Origin of the sequence: Mycoplasmopsis agassizii, from assembly GCF_002276225.1 — a bacterium.
Classification (GTDB): Bacteria; Bacillota_I; Bacilli_A; order Mycoplasmatales; family Metamycoplasmataceae; genus Mycoplasmopsis_B; species Mycoplasmopsis_B agassizii_A.
On the sequence record NZ_NQNY01000008.1, the window covers coordinates 32,629 to 52,348 of the forward strand.

The 19,720-nt window shown below is 28.2% G+C and carries 16 protein-coding genes; 14 read left to right on the top strand and 2 right to left on the bottom strand.

All coding sequences use genetic code 4. From position 1 onward, the window contains the following. The first annotated feature begins 50 nt into the window (after nt 1-50). The 4 genes from CJJ23_RS02905 to CJJ23_RS02920 all read left to right on the top strand — a co-directional run bounded on the left by CJJ23_RS02905 (nt 51) and on the right by CJJ23_RS02920 (nt 4,087). On the top strand, nt 51-662 hold the full coding sequence (locus CJJ23_RS02905) for an NAD(P)H-dependent oxidoreductase (RefSeq protein WP_095334867.1): 612 nt from the start codon (nt 51-53) through the stop codon (nt 660-662). A 325-nt stretch (nt 663-987) separates the two neighbouring features. After that, nucleotides 988-1,947 (top strand): hypothetical protein, encoded by a 960-nt coding sequence (locus CJJ23_RS02910; protein ID WP_095334868.1) that lies wholly within the window; start codon nt 988-990, stop codon nt 1,945-1,947. Nucleotides 1,948-2,157: 210 nt separating this feature from the next. After that, a complete protein-coding gene (locus CJJ23_RS02915) occupies nt 2,158-3,033 on the top strand; it encodes a S8 family serine peptidase (RefSeq protein WP_095334869.1) in 876 nt (291 codons plus the stop codon). After that, nucleotides 3,005-4,087 (top strand): hypothetical protein, encoded by a 1,083-nt coding sequence (locus tag CJJ23_RS02920; RefSeq protein ID WP_095334870.1) that lies wholly within the window; start codon nt 3,005-3,007, stop codon nt 4,085-4,087. Before CJJ23_RS02915 ends, CJJ23_RS02920 begins: the two co-directional genes overlap by 29 nt. A 46-nt stretch (nt 4,088-4,133) precedes the next feature. Here the strand turns inward: CJJ23_RS02920 and CJJ23_RS02925 are convergent, their stop codons facing one another. Further along, nucleotides 4,134-5,510 (bottom strand): dihydrolipoyl dehydrogenase family protein, encoded by a 1,377-nt coding sequence (locus CJJ23_RS02925; protein ID WP_095334871.1) that lies wholly within the window; start codon nt 5,508-5,510, stop codon nt 4,134-4,136. Nucleotides 5,511-5,677: 167 nt separating this feature from the next. Beyond that, nucleotides 5,678-6,550: a hypothetical protein gene (locus CJJ23_RS02930; RefSeq protein WP_143823621.1), complete on the bottom strand. Its 873-nt coding sequence runs from the start codon at nt 6,548-6,550 to the stop codon at nt 5,678-5,680. Nucleotides 6,551-6,638: 88 nt separating this feature from the next. Between CJJ23_RS02930 and CJJ23_RS02935 the strand changes: the two genes are divergently transcribed. The 10 genes from CJJ23_RS02935 (at nt 6,639) to CJJ23_RS02980 (ending at nt 19,613) form a co-directional block, all read left to right on the top strand. Further along, a complete protein-coding gene (locus CJJ23_RS02935) occupies nt 6,639-7,832 on the top strand; it encodes a YitT family protein (protein ID WP_095334873.1) in 1,194 nt (397 codons plus the stop codon). Nucleotides 7,833-7,867: 35 nt separating this feature from the next. Continuing rightward, entirely contained in the window at nt 7,868-9,067 is a 1,200-nt protein-coding gene (locus tag CJJ23_RS02940) for a YitT family protein (RefSeq protein WP_095334874.1), read from the top strand. 221 nt (nt 9,068-9,288) lie between these two features. Further along, nucleotides 9,289-10,671, top strand: coding sequence for a hypothetical protein (locus CJJ23_RS02945; RefSeq protein ID WP_095334875.1), 1,383 nt, complete (start codon nt 9,289-9,291; stop codon nt 10,669-10,671). Nucleotides 10,672-10,674: 3 nt separating this feature from the next. Next, on the top strand, nt 10,675-11,262 hold the full coding sequence (locus CJJ23_RS02950) for a diadenylate cyclase (protein WP_095334876.1): 588 nt from the start codon (nt 10,675-10,677) through the stop codon (nt 11,260-11,262). 10 nt (nt 11,263-11,272) lie between these two features. After that, nucleotides 11,273-12,817: a magnesium transporter gene (mgtE, locus tag CJJ23_RS02955; protein ID WP_095334877.1), complete on the top strand. Its 1,545-nt coding sequence runs from the start codon at nt 11,273-11,275 to the stop codon at nt 12,815-12,817. A 12-nt stretch (nt 12,818-12,829) separates the two neighbouring features. Beyond that, nucleotides 12,830-14,377, top strand: coding sequence for a magnesium transporter (gene mgtE / locus CJJ23_RS02960; RefSeq protein WP_095334878.1), 1,548 nt, complete (start codon nt 12,830-12,832; stop codon nt 14,375-14,377). A 135-nt stretch (nt 14,378-14,512) separates the two neighbouring features. Next, the gene (locus CJJ23_RS02965) at nt 14,513-16,510 is read left to right on the top strand and encodes a DHH family phosphoesterase (RefSeq protein WP_143823622.1); all 1,998 of its coding nucleotides are present in this window, start codon (nt 14,513-14,515) and stop codon (nt 16,508-16,510) included. Further along, a complete protein-coding gene (rplI, locus tag CJJ23_RS02970; RefSeq protein WP_095334880.1) occupies nt 16,491-16,946 on the top strand; it encodes a 50S ribosomal protein L9 in 456 nt (151 codons plus the stop codon). Before CJJ23_RS02965 ends, rplI begins: the two co-directional genes overlap by 20 nt. Next, entirely contained in the window at nt 16,936-18,372 is a 1,437-nt protein-coding gene (locus tag CJJ23_RS02975; protein ID WP_180738015.1) for a replicative DNA helicase, read from the top strand. Before rplI ends, CJJ23_RS02975 begins: the two co-directional genes overlap by 11 nt. After that, complete coding sequence (locus tag CJJ23_RS02980) at nt 18,372-19,613, top strand: hemolysin family protein (protein WP_095334882.1); 1,242 nt, start codon at nt 18,372-18,374, stop codon at nt 19,611-19,613. The genes CJJ23_RS02975 and CJJ23_RS02980 overlap by 1 nt, the downstream gene beginning before the upstream one ends. The last annotated feature ends 107 nt before the right edge of the window (nt 19,614-19,720 follow it).

A 19,720-nucleotide genomic window follows, 5' to 3' on the forward strand; every position in this document is an offset into this window, starting at 1 on the left:
ATTTTTTAATTTTAGTGGAAAATTTGTCATAAAAGTAGCATAATAATCTTATGAATAAATTACTAGTCTTATACACAAGTCCAATTAGAAAAACTACAAGTGCTTCAACATTAGCACTTGATGATTTTATAACTAATTACAAACACACAAATCCTGAAGATGAAATTACTGTGATGGATTTAAATGAAGATGTTGCTTTAGAAAAAAATCTAACATCTCAAAACTTTTTAGATTATTATGGTGATGGCGTTGCTGATAAATATATTGAAATTTTTAATAAACACGACAAGATTGTTTTTGCAACAAGTACAATTAACTTTAAACCTTCACCTGTTTTTATTTCTTTAATTAATCGCATTACTATTGCTCGTAAAACCTTTAACATGGTTTTTGATGCTGTGCAACAAAAAACAGTTTCAGCAGGAAAATTCGTTGGTAAAAAAGCTCATGTTTTAATTACAATGGGTTCAATTCCTGAAGAAGATATTAAAAAACATATGATCGATTCAGTAAAAATTCCTCTTGAATTTATAGGTTTTGATGTTTCAGTTACATTATTAGAAGGCATGGACGTTGGAGGTTCACCTGAAAAAAAACTGACTAGAGACCAAAAAATTAAACCTTATGAAAATCGTATCGCAGATGCAGCTATTAAGTTTTAAAAACATCTAAAAAGAAATGATCAAAAGATCAAATACAAAGAAAAATATTTATAGATAGGCTTTTAAATAAGTCTATTTTATTTTAAATTTACTAGAATCTGGTTCAAAATTTACACAAGCATTTTATAGAGTTATATTATACCATATTTTGAGGATTTAATTTGTTCAAATAATTTAGTAATAATAAAAAATTTATTTTTTTTTAGATAAAGTAAAATTTTTGCAAGTAAGGAGGATTAGTATAGAAATTTTGTTGTGTTCGTCAATTTCTTAATATACTTCTTTTAGCACAACTTCATTAAATATTAAAAAATTTGGAGTTACTATGAAAAATTATAAATTAAAAAATAAAATCAAACTTTTGTTTGGTTCATTAATAACAGGAATTACTATCTTATCTAGTTTTGCTGCTATATCAGCGATCAATAATAACGAAAACGCTGAAATAAAAAATGAAATTAAATCTGAAAATGACTTAATTTTAGAAAAAATTCTAAATGCTGAATCAATTGAAAAGATGGTTACTGGTTTGCCTGTTAATTACAAAGGGTACCAACAATTTTCATCAAACAGTTTAGTTAAAAAAGAAAAAATGATGGTGATTAATGGTGTGAATAGAATGGAAATTGTCTTTAAAGCAAGCACACCTAAAGATATTATTAATCATTATATTGAAAAACTTGTAAATCTTATTAAAGATAATTATGAATATTCATATGCCGAATATGGGTTATCATTTTCTATTGCATATAATGACTTAAATGACCTGAAGAAATTATTTACTAGTTTAATTGATTTTAAAATTGAACAAGAAATATTGCTTCAAGTAAATGTTTATGAGACACATTCAACTATAAAAGAATGAAAAAAAAGAAACATGAGTTCAGTTATGGATAATGGTTATTTTGACCATCCAACAGATACATCATCACAAGATACTGGTTCCTCAAATTATAGACCTATCACTAGACCCAATATAGATGAGGAAAACGTTTGAAATAAATATAACCAAGTAAATAAAACACGATACGAGGAAGCAGGATTCACAAAAGATATTTTAAAAAAAGAGAGAATAAAAGCTCGAGATAATTGATACATGCACCCTAGAGTAAAAGTCGGAGTTTTAGAATGAAATGGAGTTATTAACAAAAATTCTAGAATTTATAATTCAAATGATGTGGTTGTGGGAAGTGGATCAATTAGTGAACACGCTAATGTTGTTTCTGAGGTTATAATTGGTAATCAAGGGTTAAATCCATATATAAAATTATATAGCAGTAGTTAGCTCGAATGAAGTGGAGTTCATGGAGCTATTAATGATCTAGTTTCTAGAGGTGTTAAAATTATTAACAATAGTTGAGGTTCTTCAGATGTAGATGAAGAAAATATTAAGACTCTGTACAACGATAACTCAGCATGACTTGATAATTTTATTCTGGCAAATCCAGAAGTTATATTTATTAAGGCAGCTGGTAATGATGGAACAAGACCATTATTGGATATTCATGGAAAAATTATCAAATACAGAACACCACAGGAGATTGCAAAATGACTTGATTCTTACAGTCTATCATATAATTCAATTATAGTTGGTGCTTTGGATGATCAGAACTTAAATAATTCTCAATATTATAGTGAATATTCGATGCTTGAAAATTATATTTCTGTTTCAGCAATAGATTCATTTTGATCTAATTATGAAACAAAAGAAACTAATAATAATTTAGATGTTTGAAATGGCACAAGTTTATCTGCTCCAACTATTACAGCAATAGCATCAATTCTAAAAACAAATTACAGTTCTTATTTTGATAAAGGCTCAGACTCACTTATTATGAAAAGTGCCTTAATAGCAGGTTCAAGAAACCCTCAATCTTTCGCAGATTGAAAATCAAATGTAAATGACAATATCTATGATGAGCAAAAAGGTTTTGGTTCAGTTAAATTTGATAAAGTAAGAGAATCATTAAAACATATTAGATACGAAAAAATCCATAGGGATAACACGTATAATAATCCCTATAAAATGGCTGAATTTTTTTATGAACCAGGGAAATATAGAATCAACATAACATGAGAAAATAAAGATTCTTTTGAAACCCGATGAGTTCGAACTGGTTTATTTTCAGGCGAAACTAAATATGAACATATTGGGCCAGTTCCTGTTGATTTTGAAATACAAACTGATTGGGAAGGAAAAAAAATTCCAGCAAAAAATTATCGTAATAAATACTATGAAGAGCAAAAAACAAACACTAAAACTATAGAAATCAATCTAGAAAAAAGAGGATGATACTATTTTAATCTTAGCCTAGGTGATGAAAATAGAAGGAGTGATTTAGATGTTGCATTTACATATTCAAAAATCTAAAAGAATTAAGAAGTTATTAATTCTCTTAACAACTTTTATTGCTACTTCAGGAGTAATAGCACTAGCATCATGCAGTTCTAGCGATTTTAAAGTTAAACAACTTGAAAAAGATGCTTCTGTCTACGAGAAACAAACATCTGATAATAAACCTTATCTTCAATTTAATATGTATGGATATTCAAATTTTACATTTAGTAATTGAATAATGCTAAATGGAGGTATCACAAAATTCAAAGCTGATAATTACCCAATAATAAAAGGTAATGGTGAAGTAATCTTGAAAACAAATGAAGAATATCATGCAGATATGAAAAAATTTCAAGAAGAGAAAGGATTAGATTCAAAAGATATTTATAAATACTGAGTTAAAAAACACTATGATCCTAATGACCATCATACGTATTTTATACCCAAGTTTAAATGGGATTATAAAAAAGAACAAACCTACACTAGAAGCTTTCCAAAATCATCTAATAACTTTAATGCAAATCTTTATTTTGTAGATGATGAGATGCAAAAGTATGATTCAACTTATGAAAAATCAGTTAGTATAGTCAAAAACAAAGATGATTTAAAAGCTTCTTTAAGATTGGATGAAGAAGGTAAAACTCTTTATAAAAATTATTTGAACAAATTAAATGATTTAAGACATGAGAAAATAAAACCTGAAAATTTGGAAAAAGAATATCTGCCTTGATCATCAAAATTTAATTATGAAAATATCAAAAGTAAATTAGATTTTGACAAGTATGTATACTTATTTATTAAAGATGTTGCCTCACAGATTTTTTATAGTAGTATTCAAGGTGAATCTAAATTAAATGGTGGTGTTGAAATATCTAAATATAATGTAGATATTAATAATAAAACTATTAATCTAGAATGAGGTTGAGTGCCAACAAGTGAAATTGGCGATTTTCATGGTTCATCACCCATGATACGGATGGGCGTTCCTGACAGATTAACTTCATTTATGATTCCGGTTGAAAAAAATAAACTATCAGAATTTGATTTCAACGATTGAAAATTTCTTCATGAATGACCAAAAAACTAAAAAAATTAAGTGCCTAACCAGCACTTAATTTTCATATTGTGATTACTTAAAAATTATTTTTTAAGTAATGTCCACGAAGAGCGTAGTAAATACCTTCAGAAACAGTTGGATGAGTATGACCTATTGTAAATAAATCATGTAATTTAATTTTTCCACTTACTGCTAATGCTAAAGTATTGATTAATAATGAAGCATCTTTTAAAATTAAGTGTGCTCCTAATAAACGATCTTCTTTAGGATCTACTAATAATTTAATAAATCCAAAACTAGTGTTTTGTTCAGCATGTAGTCTAGGTAATTGTCCTGATGAAACAACAATTTTTTCAAATTTAACACCATCTTTTTCAAGTTGTTGTTCGTTTCTACCAACGCTTGCCACATCTAAACTTAAATATAGACTTGAAGGAATATGATCAACATTTACTTTATCAACATCTAATCCCATAATATGTTGGAAAACTTGGTCACCATGTTTATATGAAACTGATGAAAGCATTTTCTTACCAGTAACATCTCCCATAGCATAAATATGTGGTTTTGAAGTTCTTAAGAATTCATCAACTACAATATTTCCTCTTTCATCAATATCAACAACGCCATTTGCTAATTCGCTATTAGCATAACGACCTACTGCTGCAAAGTATTTATCTGCTTTAACTTTTAAAGTTTTACCTCCATGTTCAATTACTAAATCTAATTCATCATCAAATTCTTTGAATCTTACATCTGTAAAAATTTCTACGTGATTTTGTTTTAGCATTTTTTCAATTTCATTTGCTAAATCACGATCATATGCAGGCATTGCTTTAGGTCCATATTCAAGTAAAATAACTTTTGAACCTAAAGTACTAAAGTAGAAAGCAAATTCTAGAGCAACTACACCTGTACCAATGATTACTAGTTTTTCAGGTAATTCAGTTAAAGCAATTGCGCTTGTTGAGTGAATCAATCTTCCTGTACCTGCAGCTTTAGCTGAATTAGTAATTTTAAATTGTCTAGATCTAGAACCTGTTGCAATTACAAATTTTTCAGCAGTGATTTTTTCACCTTCTAGATCAATAGTTTTATCATCTAAAAATTTAGCAGTTTTACCTTGAAAAACTTTAACTTTTGCACCTTCTAAAGCACCCGCTATTGCTCCGTTTAATTTTGCAGAAACATCTGCTGCGTTTTGAGCGATTTTAGCAAGTAGTACTTTAAAGTCAGCAACTTTAACACCATAATCTGCAGCTTTTTTCATGCTTAAAACACTACGAGCAGAAGTTATTAGTGATTTTGTTGGAATACACCCAATATTAACACAAGTTCCACCTAACTTGTTTCTTTCAATCAAAGCAACTTTTTTACCATTGCTTGATAGTTGTGCAGCTAGAGTATATCCTCCAGGACCTGCACCAATTACGACAACGTCGAATTTTTTCATTTTTCCTCTTTCAATAATCAAAATAGATATAAAAAAATAATAGCACTTTTAAAGAAAACTAATAAAAAAACGACTTTTTGCACAATCAGAGCACTAAAAAGCCGTTTTTTTCACTTTTTCAGGGTTTTAAAAGTAATTTGAAATAATTACTTTTTTTTTGCTAAAGACTAGACAATTTCTTCAATTTTAGTTGCTAGTTTATCAACTAAAGAACGTTTTACAGCAATATCACTTTCAATAATTTCATATAATTCAGCAATTGTAATATCAACTGGGAAGTTATAAGATTTTAGATGTTCAAGTAAGTTTTCTAGTCTTTTTGCCTGTGCACGATGATCTTCACGATAAGTTCTAATTTTTAAAATGCGTTGTGCACGCTCACTTACTTTTTCAAAATTATCAACAATGTAGCGCATGCGTTGCACATCTTCTTCAGAATAAGTTAAAAATTCCTCAAGTAATTTTTCATGATCAAATTCCATGTAAAAACGATTAAAAATATTACGGCTTTGTGAATAAAGCAAAGCCCCTGCATAAGCTGCTAAAGCACCATCTTGATTAAGGCGAATTGATTTAATAGTTTTTTCATTAAATTTTTCTTTAACTAGTGATTTTAAATAAGGAAAATAACTAGCTCGATTGCTTTCTTTAGTTAATAAAGAAAGCTTAATATTATCAAATTCAAAAACTGATTCAATACTTGATAAAGGCATGACTTGAGCCAAAATTTTCTTTTCAAGTTGTGGAGCAAAGCCTTTAAAAAATAAAAGTTCTTCATCAACTCTACCGAATCATTTTTTTAAATCGTTAATCAAGCATCTTCTAACTTCACGAATTATTGAATTTTGATCAGATAATCTGGAAAAGTCAATCATCGTTGTAATTATTTTTCATTCTTTTTCACCTTTAGTTTTTGAATTCACATAAGTACCCATGCTATAAGCAAATGGCAATCAATTATCTTTATTAAAAGGTCTTAGTCCTGAATTAAATGGAGTGGAAATTGATTCAAAATCAATGTAAATGATTATTTTTTTCATTATGATTATTTTAATCATGAAACAGAAAAAAGTGAAAAAATTTTCAGGCTTATTTAAATAGTGTAATAATAATATAAGGTGAATTTTTATGTCTAAAGAAAAAAAACAAGAAAAAGAGCTGAATTGAGACAATTACAGCCCTTATAAAGAATTTGAATTAATTAGTAAAAAAGAGGTTTCTTCAAATAAGAAACCAAACTTTTTTACTAGGTTAAAAATGTCTTTACATAAGAAAAATACTTCAATTTATTATTCGCAAGGTTTTTCTTCAAGTGAAATTGAGAAATTACCTTGATATATGATTCTGGCAATTAAGAAGTGAAACGTTTTAAAGATCTTTTTTGCAGCCTTTTTATTAAACGTTATTATTATTGCTTTTATAACTAGGGCGCAAGCATTACCTTCAGGAGTAACCGGGATTCCAACTTTAATTATGTTTTTAGTTCCAGAACTACAACCATATTTTGGAATTTTGTTCTTACTAGTTAATGCTCCATTAATGATTTATTTTCATAAGAAGGTCAAGCTTTCTTTCACACTTTTAAATTGAACTTATTTATTATTTTCAGTTTTATGAAGTAGTGTTTTAAATATTACTCCAGTTTTAAACTTTTTATTAAACATCACAGACTTTGCAAATGATTGAAGTATTAATGTTGTAACAGCTAGTTATACAAATTCTTGACCGATTTTAATCTATGGAATTTTAGGTGGCATTTTGATGGGTATTTCTTATGCAATTTTATGAAAAGCAGGCGCTTCAACTGCAGGAACTGAGTTAGTTAGTTATTATATTTCAGTTAAATATAAAAAATCTGTGGGTTCAATTATGCGTGTTTTTTCACTTTCAACTGTTGTACTTTATTTTATTATTTATGCTTCAGTAAGATGAAACTTAACAAATAATGCACCTGAGCCTGTTTATCTTAGAGACTTTTTTGTGCTTCAAATCATTACAACTTTTGCCATTGTTTTTATTTCTACTTTTGTTTTAAATATACTTTATCCAAAGTACAAAAAAATTAATGTCGAAATTTCTACAGATAATCCCAACTTAATTGAGATCTTTTTTAATAAGATTAATTATTGACATCCTTATCGAATTGAAACTTATAAAAGTGGCAGAAACCATCAAAAGAATTACCAGATAACAACCGTTATGTATTATTTTGAAGCAAACTTTTTAGTTCCTGATATTCAAAACTTTAGTCCTGAAGTTTGAATTAAAATGGTTGATGTTAAAAGAACACTTGGAAAATTCAATTCCAATTTTGTTGATTAAAAATAAATTTGTGCTAAATTTATTTAGAGTTAAAAATGAGTGAAAAAAATCCGATACCAAACGATGATAAAATCCTAAACACAGGTGAAAAATATAGTTGTGAATTAATTGATTTACATCAAGTTACAACACACTATAAAACTGAAAGTAGCATTGAACAAAAAAAGAGAATCAGACTTTCAAAATTATTAAGACCTGAAGCAAATACTGATTGATACACAGGCTCATATTCTTCAAGTGATATAGAAAAATTACCTTGATATGATATTGTCGCAATTAAAAGATGAAGTATTTTTAAAATCTTTATTGCTTCTTTAGTTTTAAATTTTATCATCATCGCCTTTATCACAAGGGCTGAAACTATTCCATCAGGTGTTGCAGGAATACCAACTTTATTGATGTTTATTTTTCCAGTTTTAAAACCGTTTTACGGCTTACTTTTCTTAATCAGCAATATGCCACTGATGATTATTTTCCATAAGAAAATTAAGCCTACATTTATTATTTTGAATTGAACCTATTTAATTACAACCGTATTATGAAGTTCAATTTTAAATATTGAACCAATCCTAGATTGAATAAATCGCATCACTGATTTAGCAGGTTCTTGATCATTAGAAACTGCACAAGGAAACGATAACTGACCAATTGTTGTTTATGGATTAATTGGTTCTTTAGGTACAGGTGTAGTTTATGCAGTGCTTTGACAAGCAGGTTCTTCTACAGCAGGTACAGATATTATTTCTTATTTCTATTCAGTTAAATACCAAAAAAGTATAGGTTCTTTATTAAGACTTCTATCTTTTTCTACAGTCGCAGTTTACTTTATAATCTATGCAGGAATCCGTTGAGATTCACATAATTCAATTGATGTAGGGTTAAGAAATTTCTTAGCGATTCAGTTATTCACAACAGCAATGATTGTCTTAATATCTAGTGCTGTCTTAAACTTTTTCTATCCTAAATATAAAAAGATCAATGTAGAAATTTCTACAAATAAACCAGAAATTCTAGTTTCTTTCTTCAATAGAATTAACTACTGACATTCATACAGAATTGAAAGTTATACAAGTGGTTATACAAAGTTACCTACTTATCAAATTTCTACAGTTATGTATTTCTTTGAATCTAAATCTTTAATCAGAGACATGCAGAACTTTGATCCTCAAATCTGAGTGCGTGTCCTAGATGTCAAGAAAACGTACGGAAAATTTGATTCTTCCTACGTTGATTAAGAAAGAAATTTCATCAATTTATATAGATTTCTATCTGTTTCTTACTGAGAAACAGATTTTTTCTACACTTTTCTACACAAAAATAAATTTTCAAAAAATTAATGAGTTTTTTTATTTATATTTAATTTATTTAAATTAAAATTATAGTAAAAGCAAGGAAAATACTATAGTTTTTCTATAGAAATCAATCCTTGTCAAAACATATTAAGAATGAGGAAAATATGGCAACAGAAAAAATTAAATTCGAACGATGATACTGTACATTAAGAGAAAATGACGGTAAAAATCCAGATATTAAATGAAAAAATATCTGAACTCTAAAGAAAGCAAATGAAAACCCAACAGGTGAATTTGAACATCAAAAAGATGCTGTAGAGCATTTTAAAAAACTAAACCTGAATGCAAATCTTTGATTTCAAAAAGGTGGAAAATTTGTTCGTACAATTAAGAGTGTTAAATCAGCAAAAGGTCATGATCAAATTCTAATCGATAGTGATGATTCTAAAGAAGAACAAGAAAGAGCTAAAAAACTTCTACAAGAACGTGAACGTAAATTGCGTGAAGAATTAAAGGCTCAAGAAAGCACTTGAGAAGCTGAAAAATCAGAACTTGAAAAACGTCTTAAAAAAGAAGAAAAAGAAAATTCTAAACTTACTAAAGAAATTCAAAACGTTAACAGTCATACTTCAACTTTAGAACGCCGTTTAATTGAAAGTGAAAAAGCACTTCAAGAAGAAAAAGCAAGAAGAAGTCTAGCTGAAAATGAACTAGATTTACAAAAACAACAAACTCAAGAACTTCTTTTAAAATCAAAAGAGCAACCTTGAATTTTAACTCAAGAAGTTGAAGTAGTTAAAGAAAAAATTGTTAAAGTCGAAGATTCATTAGCAACTGTTTTATTAAATGATGAAAAAGAAAAAGTTAGTGAATTAGAAGAAAAATTAGCACGTGAACGTTTATCAAGAATGCAGGCTGAAAGACAAGTCGAAGAAATTCGCCAAACACAAATTTTAGATTTATCACGTTTAGAATCAGAAGTTCAAGCACATGAAAATACTAAATCTGAATTAGAAGAATTAAGAGCAACTCGTGAAATTTTAATTGAACATCACGAGCCTCAAGATCACTCTTCAACAACAACTATTGATGATGAACAAATGCAAAGATTACTTCGTGCAGAAGCAACTTTAAGAGAATTAGAAAGAAGAAGAGCAATCAAGGATCGCCTTGATAAAAGTGAATCATTAATTACAGTTGATGATCAAACTGCTCTAATCATTATCGATGAAGTTGAACAGGAATTTCCAGACGATGATGAAATTATTCAGCGTGCAAGACATCAAAAGAAAATCATTAATGAAAGAAATTACGTTAGAGTAGAAAACACTCGTGAATTGATTTCAAACAATGAATTACAACAATTAAAAGAAAATAATGCAAAACCTGAAGAAGTAGTTTTAGCTAGACCTGATGAAGGAAACCAAAAAATTTGAGGTTTAAAAACTAAAACATGATACATGATTGCTAAAACAGTCTTCTTACTTTCTTTAATTGCATTATTAATCGTATTAGCAATTGGTTTATCTTCAGGATTTTTAGCTTAGTATATGCCTACAGAAACACTTGTAATCATATTTGGAAGTGTTATTCTTGCTTTATTAACCATTGTTTTAGTATTAACATTAACACCTTATGGGCAAATGTTATATCGTTTAATGTTTAAACGAAGTCGCTATTCTAAACTAGGAAAGAGTAGTAAAATTCGTTTAATTCACCAAGTTAAAGAAGCAGTTATTCAATTAGCTAAAACTAAAACTGGAGCAATCATCACGATTGAAAACCATGATCAAATTGATAACTTAAGAACAGATGGTGTCATCATTGATGCCAACATCAGTAGCAGTTTAATAATTGCTCTTTTCCAAAAAAATAGCCCACTACATGATGGTGCTATCATAATTCGTGACAGCAAGATTCTTTATGCTGCCACATATTATAAAATTACTCGTAAATCTGTTGATAACAGTTATGGTGCTCGCCACCGTGCTGCAATGGGTATTAGTGAATTATCTGATGCAACAACAATTGTTGTATCAGAAGAAACAGGTGACATAACCATTACTAAAAATGGAATTTTTAATAAAACAAATATTGACAATTTCCAAGAATCATTAGTAAAATTACTAAAAGAATAGGGGTGTAAAAATGCAATATTTTCAAGATGATTTTAATAACAATGATGAAAATATTGGAACAAATATTCCCTTGACTTCATTAGGTTCCGATGAGCAACAAAGCGATGCTTCAACCTTACTTGCTGAATCTTTTTCAAAACTAGTAAGAACGAGAAATTTTAATGATCTCAGAGAATTAGTGAATAATACGCCTTTAAGTAAAATAAATGAAAGCATCCTAATAATGAAACCCATTATTCAGGTGCTTTTTTTTAGATTCTTATTAACAAAACAAGCAGCTGAAATATTTCAAAATTTAGATATAGATGTGCAAGCACAACTCTTAACAAATTTTGCAGATGATTTATCTTCAGAAATTATTAATGAATTAAAAAGTGATGAAATTTCTGACTTGATTGAAGAACTGCCTTCAGAAATGACCGCAGGTATTTTAGCTAAAGTTAAAGATGAAGAAAAGCGTAAAAAAATTAATGAAATTTTAAAATTTGAAGATGATCAAGTTGGAAGTATTATGGCTGTTGATATTGTCTCAATTGAGTCAAATATTTCTTTAAAAGATGCCTTGAGAAAAATCAAAAATGCTTATGGTAAAAATAAGGATTTAAGACACTACTTTTTTGTCACAGATGACAAAGGAAAACTTAGTGGTGCAATCACTTTAGAAGACTTAATTTTTAATCCTAGAAATGACTTAGTTAAAGATCATAAATTTCAAGTTTATGCAGCAAAAACTTCTGATTCAATTCAAGAAAGTCAAAACCTTTTTGCAAAGCAAAATATGTCTGTAATTCCTGTTGTAAATAACTTTAATTATTTATCAGGAATCTTAACAAGTGAAAGTATGTTTGATGAAATTGAATTGCAAGCTAGTGAAGATATTTATTCACGTGCTAGTGTTAAAGTTGAAGATGTCGAAACTTTTGAATATGTTTCAGCACCTGTAAAAAGTATTGTTAAAAGTAGATTATTTTGAATTGTCTTGCTTTTAATAGTTGCAACTTTTAGTCAAATTATTATTGAAGTTTTTTCAAATGTTGTTGATCAAAAATTAGGAAGCTGAGTTTCAATTTCAATTCTTACTTCTTTATTACCAATTTTAAGTGGTGCCGCTGGTAATGCTGGAAGCCAATCCTCCGTTACTATTTCAAGGGCTGCTGCATTAGGCGAATTAAAAGGAATCAAAGGTAAAAAAATAGTTGCTAGAGAAGTCAAAATAGGGCTCATAATCGGTGCTTTATTATTTGTTGTAAATATTATTAGATTATCCATTTACTTCGCAATTTCGGGCGATTTTGTTACTTCTAGAAACAACACATTAGTAATTATTTTTGTTTCTTCATTAGTCTTATTTTTAATTTTAGTTTTATCTAAATTTTTAGGAACATGATTAACTTTAGTAGCCATCTTTTTCAAAAAAGATCCAGCAGTTTTATCAGCACCTTTAATTACAACAATTTTAGATACAATTTCAATTACAATTTTTTATGCTTTAATTATAGGATTATTTTTAGCACTTGATTCTGCAGCAGTGCAATTTACAATCATTAATAATTAGAAAGGAGTCATCATGCAAAATATAAAAGATATTGAAACAAAAAAAATAAATACAAAAGTTCTTGATTTAAATAAAACCAATTTATTTGATGAATCATGAATCAATTTAGAAAAAGATGAACTAGCAAAACTGTTCATAATTTTTATAAAAAGACAAAATAAAAATCAATTAAATTTATTAATTGAGCAACTTTCAGATGCTGCAATTGAAGACGCCTTTTTAAGTTTAAATAAGAGTGTACAAATTACTTTTTTAAGAATCATAAAAATTAATTTAGCAGCCGATATTTTTGAACAACTTGATGAGTCAATTCAAGCAGAATTATTCTTTGATTTTAGTGAAGAATTTTCACTTAATTTATTGAAAGCAATGACTGCAATTAAGATCACTAATTTGCTTGATTTTTTTGAAGAAGATGTTCAAAGAAAAAACATTATTTTAAAGCGTTTAGAAAACACTGAAAAAGCAGAAAATGTTGCCAAAATTTTAAAATATGAAGATGAACAAGCAGGTAGCATTATGCAAGTTGAAATTTCAATTCTTTATGATAGTGATACAATTGCAAACGCCCTAGATAAAATTAAAAAAGATTATATAGGCGATAAAGAAATTGGACATTATTTTTTCGTTGTTAATGAAAATAAAGAACTAGTTGGTGCAGTTACTTTAGAAGATATGATCTTTGATGAAGACAATAATAAAAATACTTTAATCAGTGATTTATTATTTGTTGTTGAAGGTGTTTATGATACTGATAGTTTAGAAAAAGCAGTGCAATTATATGGACAACAAAATATGTCTGCTTTGCCTGTTATTAATAAAGAAAAACAACTGGTAGGAATTATCGATAGTGAAAATATGTTTGACGTTGCTCGTGAATTAGCAACTGAAGATATTTATCAAGCAGTAGGGATTAAAGTTGAAGATGCTTCAAAACCTTATTTAAAAACTAAAATTATTGATATTGTCAAAAGCCGATTTTTTTGATTAGCATTATTATTGATTGGTTCAACATTTTCACAAATTCTAATTCAAGTTTTTGTCGATATTTCTTCACAAACAATTAACTTATGAGTTAGTTCATTAATCTTATCAGGTCTTGTTCCAGTTTTAACTGATGCTGCAGGAAATGCAGGAAGTCAATCAATTGCAACCATCACTAGAGCTTATGCTTTAGGTGAATTTAAAAAGGTCAAACTCTGAAAAATTTATAAAAAAGAATTTTTCGTCGCTGTCATTATTGGGGCAATAGTCTTTGTTATTAACGCTGTGCGTTTATCTATTTATTTTCTAGCAAGCCAATTTTTATTAACTAATCCTGCTTCAGCATTAATTTTAATTTTTGCTAGTTCAACTGCTTTATTTTTAGTTTTAATTATGGCTAAATTTTTGGGAACATTTATTCCTTTATTAATGTTGAAACTAAAAAGAGATCCAGCTGCTGCTTCTTCACCAATTCTTGCAACTTTAAGTGATGGACTATCAACAGCAATCTTTTTTGGAATTACAATTTCATTATTTTTAATTATAAATTCTTTAGTAATTCTGCCTTTAATTTAAATAAAATTGATTATTAAATCTAAATTAGTCGCTAATTTAGATTTTTTTATTTTAAAAGTTAGCAAAACTCAGATTTTTTTCGACTTTAATGGAAAATTTAGTGGCTTAAAGCAAATTATTTTATATAATAAAAAAATGAAAAAATTCTACATTATCGGGTTTTCAGTCTTTGCAACAGCGATGCTCGGAGCATTCATTGCTTGGCTAATTATTGAAATAACTAAAGACCAATTACAACCAAACTTGGTGGCAATTGGTGCTTTAGCATTGATTTTAACAGCAGTTTCAGTAATGGCTTTTTCATATTTTTTAATTCGTTATCTAACTAAAAAGAATTACTTTATTAACCGTAGTTTTTACCAATATTTAGATAAAGTGATTGCTCAACATAAAATCGGAGTATTAATCTTAAATCCTTTATCCAAGATTGTTTGATCATCAGAATATTTAAATAACGAACTAGGTTCAAATTTAATCGATCGTAAACTTGCTCAGGTTTTTCCTGAAGTTAAAGATCAGCTAGTATATGATGATGAAGATGATATCTTAATCAAGCGTGAAAAAAATGGTGTAACAGTTATTTATTTATTAAAAAGATATAATAATTACAACATGGTTACGATTGAAGATGTTACAGTTAGAGAATCAATTATTACTAATTACCGTGATGAAAAAATCGCAGTTGGTGAAATTGAAATTGATAACTATCAACTTTATCAATCAGTACTTTCTGAAGAAGAAATTTTTAATATTGAAGCAACAATTGTTGATTTATTAGAAAACCTTGTTAAAGAATATAATATTGCCTATCGCCAATATGTAAAAGGTAAATTCATTATTATAACTAATAATGAAACTATTGAAAAACTGATTAAAAGTGAATTTAATTTTATTGAACAACTTGAAAATAATTCAAAGTTAAAAAGTAATGTACGTTTAACAATCTCAATGGGGATTGCCCGTGGGATGTACAAAATTAGTGAACTTTTTGAAGTTTCTAAATCAGCGTTGCGCCAAAGTCAAAGTCGTGGTGGGGATCAAGTAACTATCTATCAAAAAGATCAAAAACCAATTTTTTTTGGATCAAAAAGTGAAATTTCAGTTAATTATTCACGAACTATGATTAAAGAAGTTGCTCGCTTATTAGAACATAAATTAACTTCAAAAAGTATTAATAAAGTAATTGTTTATGGACATAAATTAGCCGACTTAGATGCTTTTGGTTCTGCCTATGCCATGGTTTGGCTAGCAAAACAATTTGGTAAAGAAGCTTATATTCAAAATGTAACTTTTGATAACACAACCAAAAAAGCAATTGCTAAATATTTAGGTAAACCTGAAAACCTATTTATTAAGCCTTCAACAGCTTCACAAATGAGTGATGAAAATACTTTAGTAATAATAGTTGATACTGCAGAAGCAAAAAGAATTGAAAACGAAAATGCCTTTAATAAGGTAAAACCAGAAAACATTTTTGTTCTAGATCATCACCGAGTTAGTGAAAATGTACAGTTTTGTCCACTACAAAACCAATACATTGAAACAACAGCCTCAAGTGCTAGTGAAATTACAACTGAAGTTATTAGTTTTATTAAACACGAATTAAAACACGATGCAGTTGTTTCGCAAATGTTATTAAATGGAATTTATATGGATACAAATCAATTCCAAAAATCAACTTCAGGACCTACTTTTAATGCCGCTGCTTTATTAGAATTTAGAGGTGCCTCAGCCATTGAAGCTGTTGAATTATTAAAAGTTAGTGAAGAAAATAATAAAATTATTAAAAAACTTGTTGATGATATTAAAGAAATTAAAACAGGATTTTTTATCAGTTATACTTCTAATGAAGTGCCTGAAGATATCGTCTCAATTGCTGCCGATGAGATGCTAAGAATTTCAGGAAGAAAAGCAGTTTTTGTAATTGCTAAAATTCCTCATTCTAACCCTGCACTTTATAAAATGAGTGCCCGAGGTATTAAAACTAATGTCCAAATCATTGCCGAAGCAGTCGGTGGTGGTGGACATTATGCAGCTGCAGCAGCTGTAAGTAACGAAGAAATAGAAAAGTTTGTCGATAATATCGTTCAAGCGATTGTGAGTGTGAAATACAATGAAAGTAATATTAACTAAAGACCATAAAGATTTAGGAAAAGCAAAAAGTATTGTCGAGGTTAGTCCTGGATATGCTCAAAATTTTTTATTTAAAAATAAATTAGCAGTTCCTTACACAAAAGAAAATCAAAGAAAATTAGAGCAACAACTAATTAAAGAAATTGAAGATCATAAACAAAAAGTTCTTGATTCTCAAAAGCTAAAAGCAGAACTTGAAAAAGTTGAATTAGTTTATAAATTAAAAGTTGCTCATGTTGAAACAGGTGAAACACATCATTCAATAACAGCAAAACAAATCATGAAATCTTTAGCAGATCATGGTTTCCATTTAGAAAAACATACTTTTGAAAAAGTATTTTTAAAAACAGTCGGACCCCACTATGTACAAGCTAAATTATTTGGTGATGTTGAAGCTCGTTTAGAAGTTGTGATTAAAGAAGATGATGGAAAGTAATTTAGAAAAAAACATTAGTGATCCTATATCCGAGTTGAATATAATTGCTTCTTTAGTTTTCAAAAACGACCTAGCTAAAAATATCAGACATCGTTTAAAAGCAGATGATTTTTATCTTGAAAATCATCGCATCTTTTTTACTATCATAGACTCTTATTTACAAATAACAAAATTTGATGAACAACTAGATAATGTTAAAAATTTAACATTTGATGTTTTAAAAAGCGAAGTAAGAAATCTTTTAAACCAAAACCCTAGAATTAGAAATGTTAAAGATTTTAATGAAGAATATGTCAATGAATTATTAATCAAATATAACGGTTCAGATCGTTTTTTTGAAGACTTTAAAACCGTCATTGAAAAAAGTAATATCAGAAAAATTCTTTTATCTTTAGATAAAAATTCACGTCTTATTAGGGAAACAATAATTGAAGATAATTCTAATTTAATTATTAGTCGAATCAACCATGATTTGACTAATATTTCAGACTTAAATTCTTTTAATGAATTTGATCAACTAGAAGATTTAGCTGCTGATTATTTAGAGTCAATTCATCATCGTAGAAACAGTTATGATGATATTGCAGGAATTGCAACTGGTTATGAAGAATTAGATAATTTAACTGATGGATGGCAAAAAGGAAACCTAATTATTTTAGCTGCAAGACCTTCTATGGGAAAGACTGCTCTTAGCTTGAATTTTGCTTTAAATGCAGCTAAAGAAAACAAAACTGTTCTGTACTTTTCACTTGAAATGGATAGTTCCCAACTTGTAGAAAGATTAATTTCAAAACAAACTACTATTAACCCTAAATTGCTAAGAAATCCTAAGGATCTATCTTCAGAAAATCTGACTAAAATTTCAATTGCAGTTAATAATTTTAGAAAATATAAACTAAATATCGCTTCTAATCACAGTTCTGATTTTATAAATATTCAGTCAATTATTCGCCAAGAATACTATAAAAATACTGTTGATTTAGTAATGATTGACTATCTTCAATTGATGTCATTAAAAAATTATGGTGGTGATAATCGCCAACTTGAAGTTTCTAAAATTTCAAACATGTTAAAGTCGCTAGCAAGAGAATTATCAATCCCAATTATTGCTCTAGCACAACTTTCTCGTAACGTAGAATCGCGTGCTGATAAAAGACCAGTTATGTCTGACTTAAGAGATTCAGGAGCCATTGAACAAGATGCTGACATTATCATGATGATGTATCGTGATGATTACTATAATCGCAAACCATCTGATAAAGAAGAGATGCATAATAGCAACTATTCAGTTGTTGAATTATCAGTTGTAAAAAACCGTTCAGGAGCTACAGGAACTATTAATTTATTATTTGATTTATCACATAGTAATTTTTTAACTGCTAACGATAGTTACGGCGATAATTACAAGAAATACGAGACAAGATAATGTCAGTATTAATTTGAGTTTTAATTCCAATAACTGTTGTCTTAATTATTTTATCAGCATTTTTTTCTGGTTCAGAAATGGCTTATTCTTCAGTCAATATTGCTGCTTTAGAAGGTGAAATAAAAAGAAATAAAAAATGAGCAAAAGTGGTAAAAAGACAACTTGCTCATTTTGATCAATTATTAATGACATTATTAATTGCAAATAATATTGTCAATATTTTAACGACCTTAGTAACAGGTATTTTCTTTGGTGAATTCATTAGAACTTATATATCGAACGAAAGCGTTGAATTTTATTCAACTTTAATTTCATTGATTGTTTTAACCCCCTTAATAGTTATTTTTGGTGAGATAGTTCCTAAAATAACTGCTAAAAAACACTCCTTAATTTATTTAAAAACAGTCGTCTATTTGATAGATATAGTAATTTATATTTTCTATCCATTTACAGGTATTTCTAAGTTATTTAAAAAGAAAAAAAATATTACTAATAAGGAAATAGATTTAAAAAACTATGTTGAATTAGCTAATCAAGAAGGTGTTATAACACACGCTGAAACTGAGCTAGTTAAAAACGCTTTTGACTTAGATAAAGAAAAAGTGTTATCGCATTATGTTAGATTAAAAGATGTTTATACTTTAGAAATTAATACCAAAGTAAAAGATGCAATTAAAGTTTTTAAAGAAACATCTTATTCAAGAATTCCTTTAATTAATGAACACAAAAATATTGTTGGTATGATTCATGTCAGCGATATTTTAGGTGAAGAAAATGAAGAAGTTATTTCTCGTTTTATGAGAGTAATGCCTTTAATTCCTTTAAACATTTCCTTAAACAATGCCTTAGAAATTTTAAGAAGTAAAAAGTCACATATGGCTGCAGTTACTAGAGGTAGGCTAAATGATGAAATAGTTGGTATCTTAACTATGGAAGATATTATTGAAGAACTAGTTGGTGAAATCTATGATGAACATGATGAAGATGAACAGATCATGGAAGTTTCTTTAGAAAAATATTGTGTTTGAGGTAATAGCAAGGTAGTTGATTTAATTGAAGCTAGTGGTATGGAGATTGAACATTCTGAAGATCAAACAGTTTTAAGTTTAATTAAAAAGTATTGAGATAAAGAAACTATTGAAGTAGGTGACATCATGGTGATTGAAGAAAATTATAGTTTTGAGGTGCTAGAATATAGCGAAGAAAAAAAAGATTTTTACTTTGAATTAATTATTAAATAAGACAAACTCCTATTTTTTATAAAATAGGAGCCTAGAGTGTTCTAATAACTGCAACTCTTACATTTTTATTTTAATGGACTTTCATTCGAAAGTTCATTTTTATTATT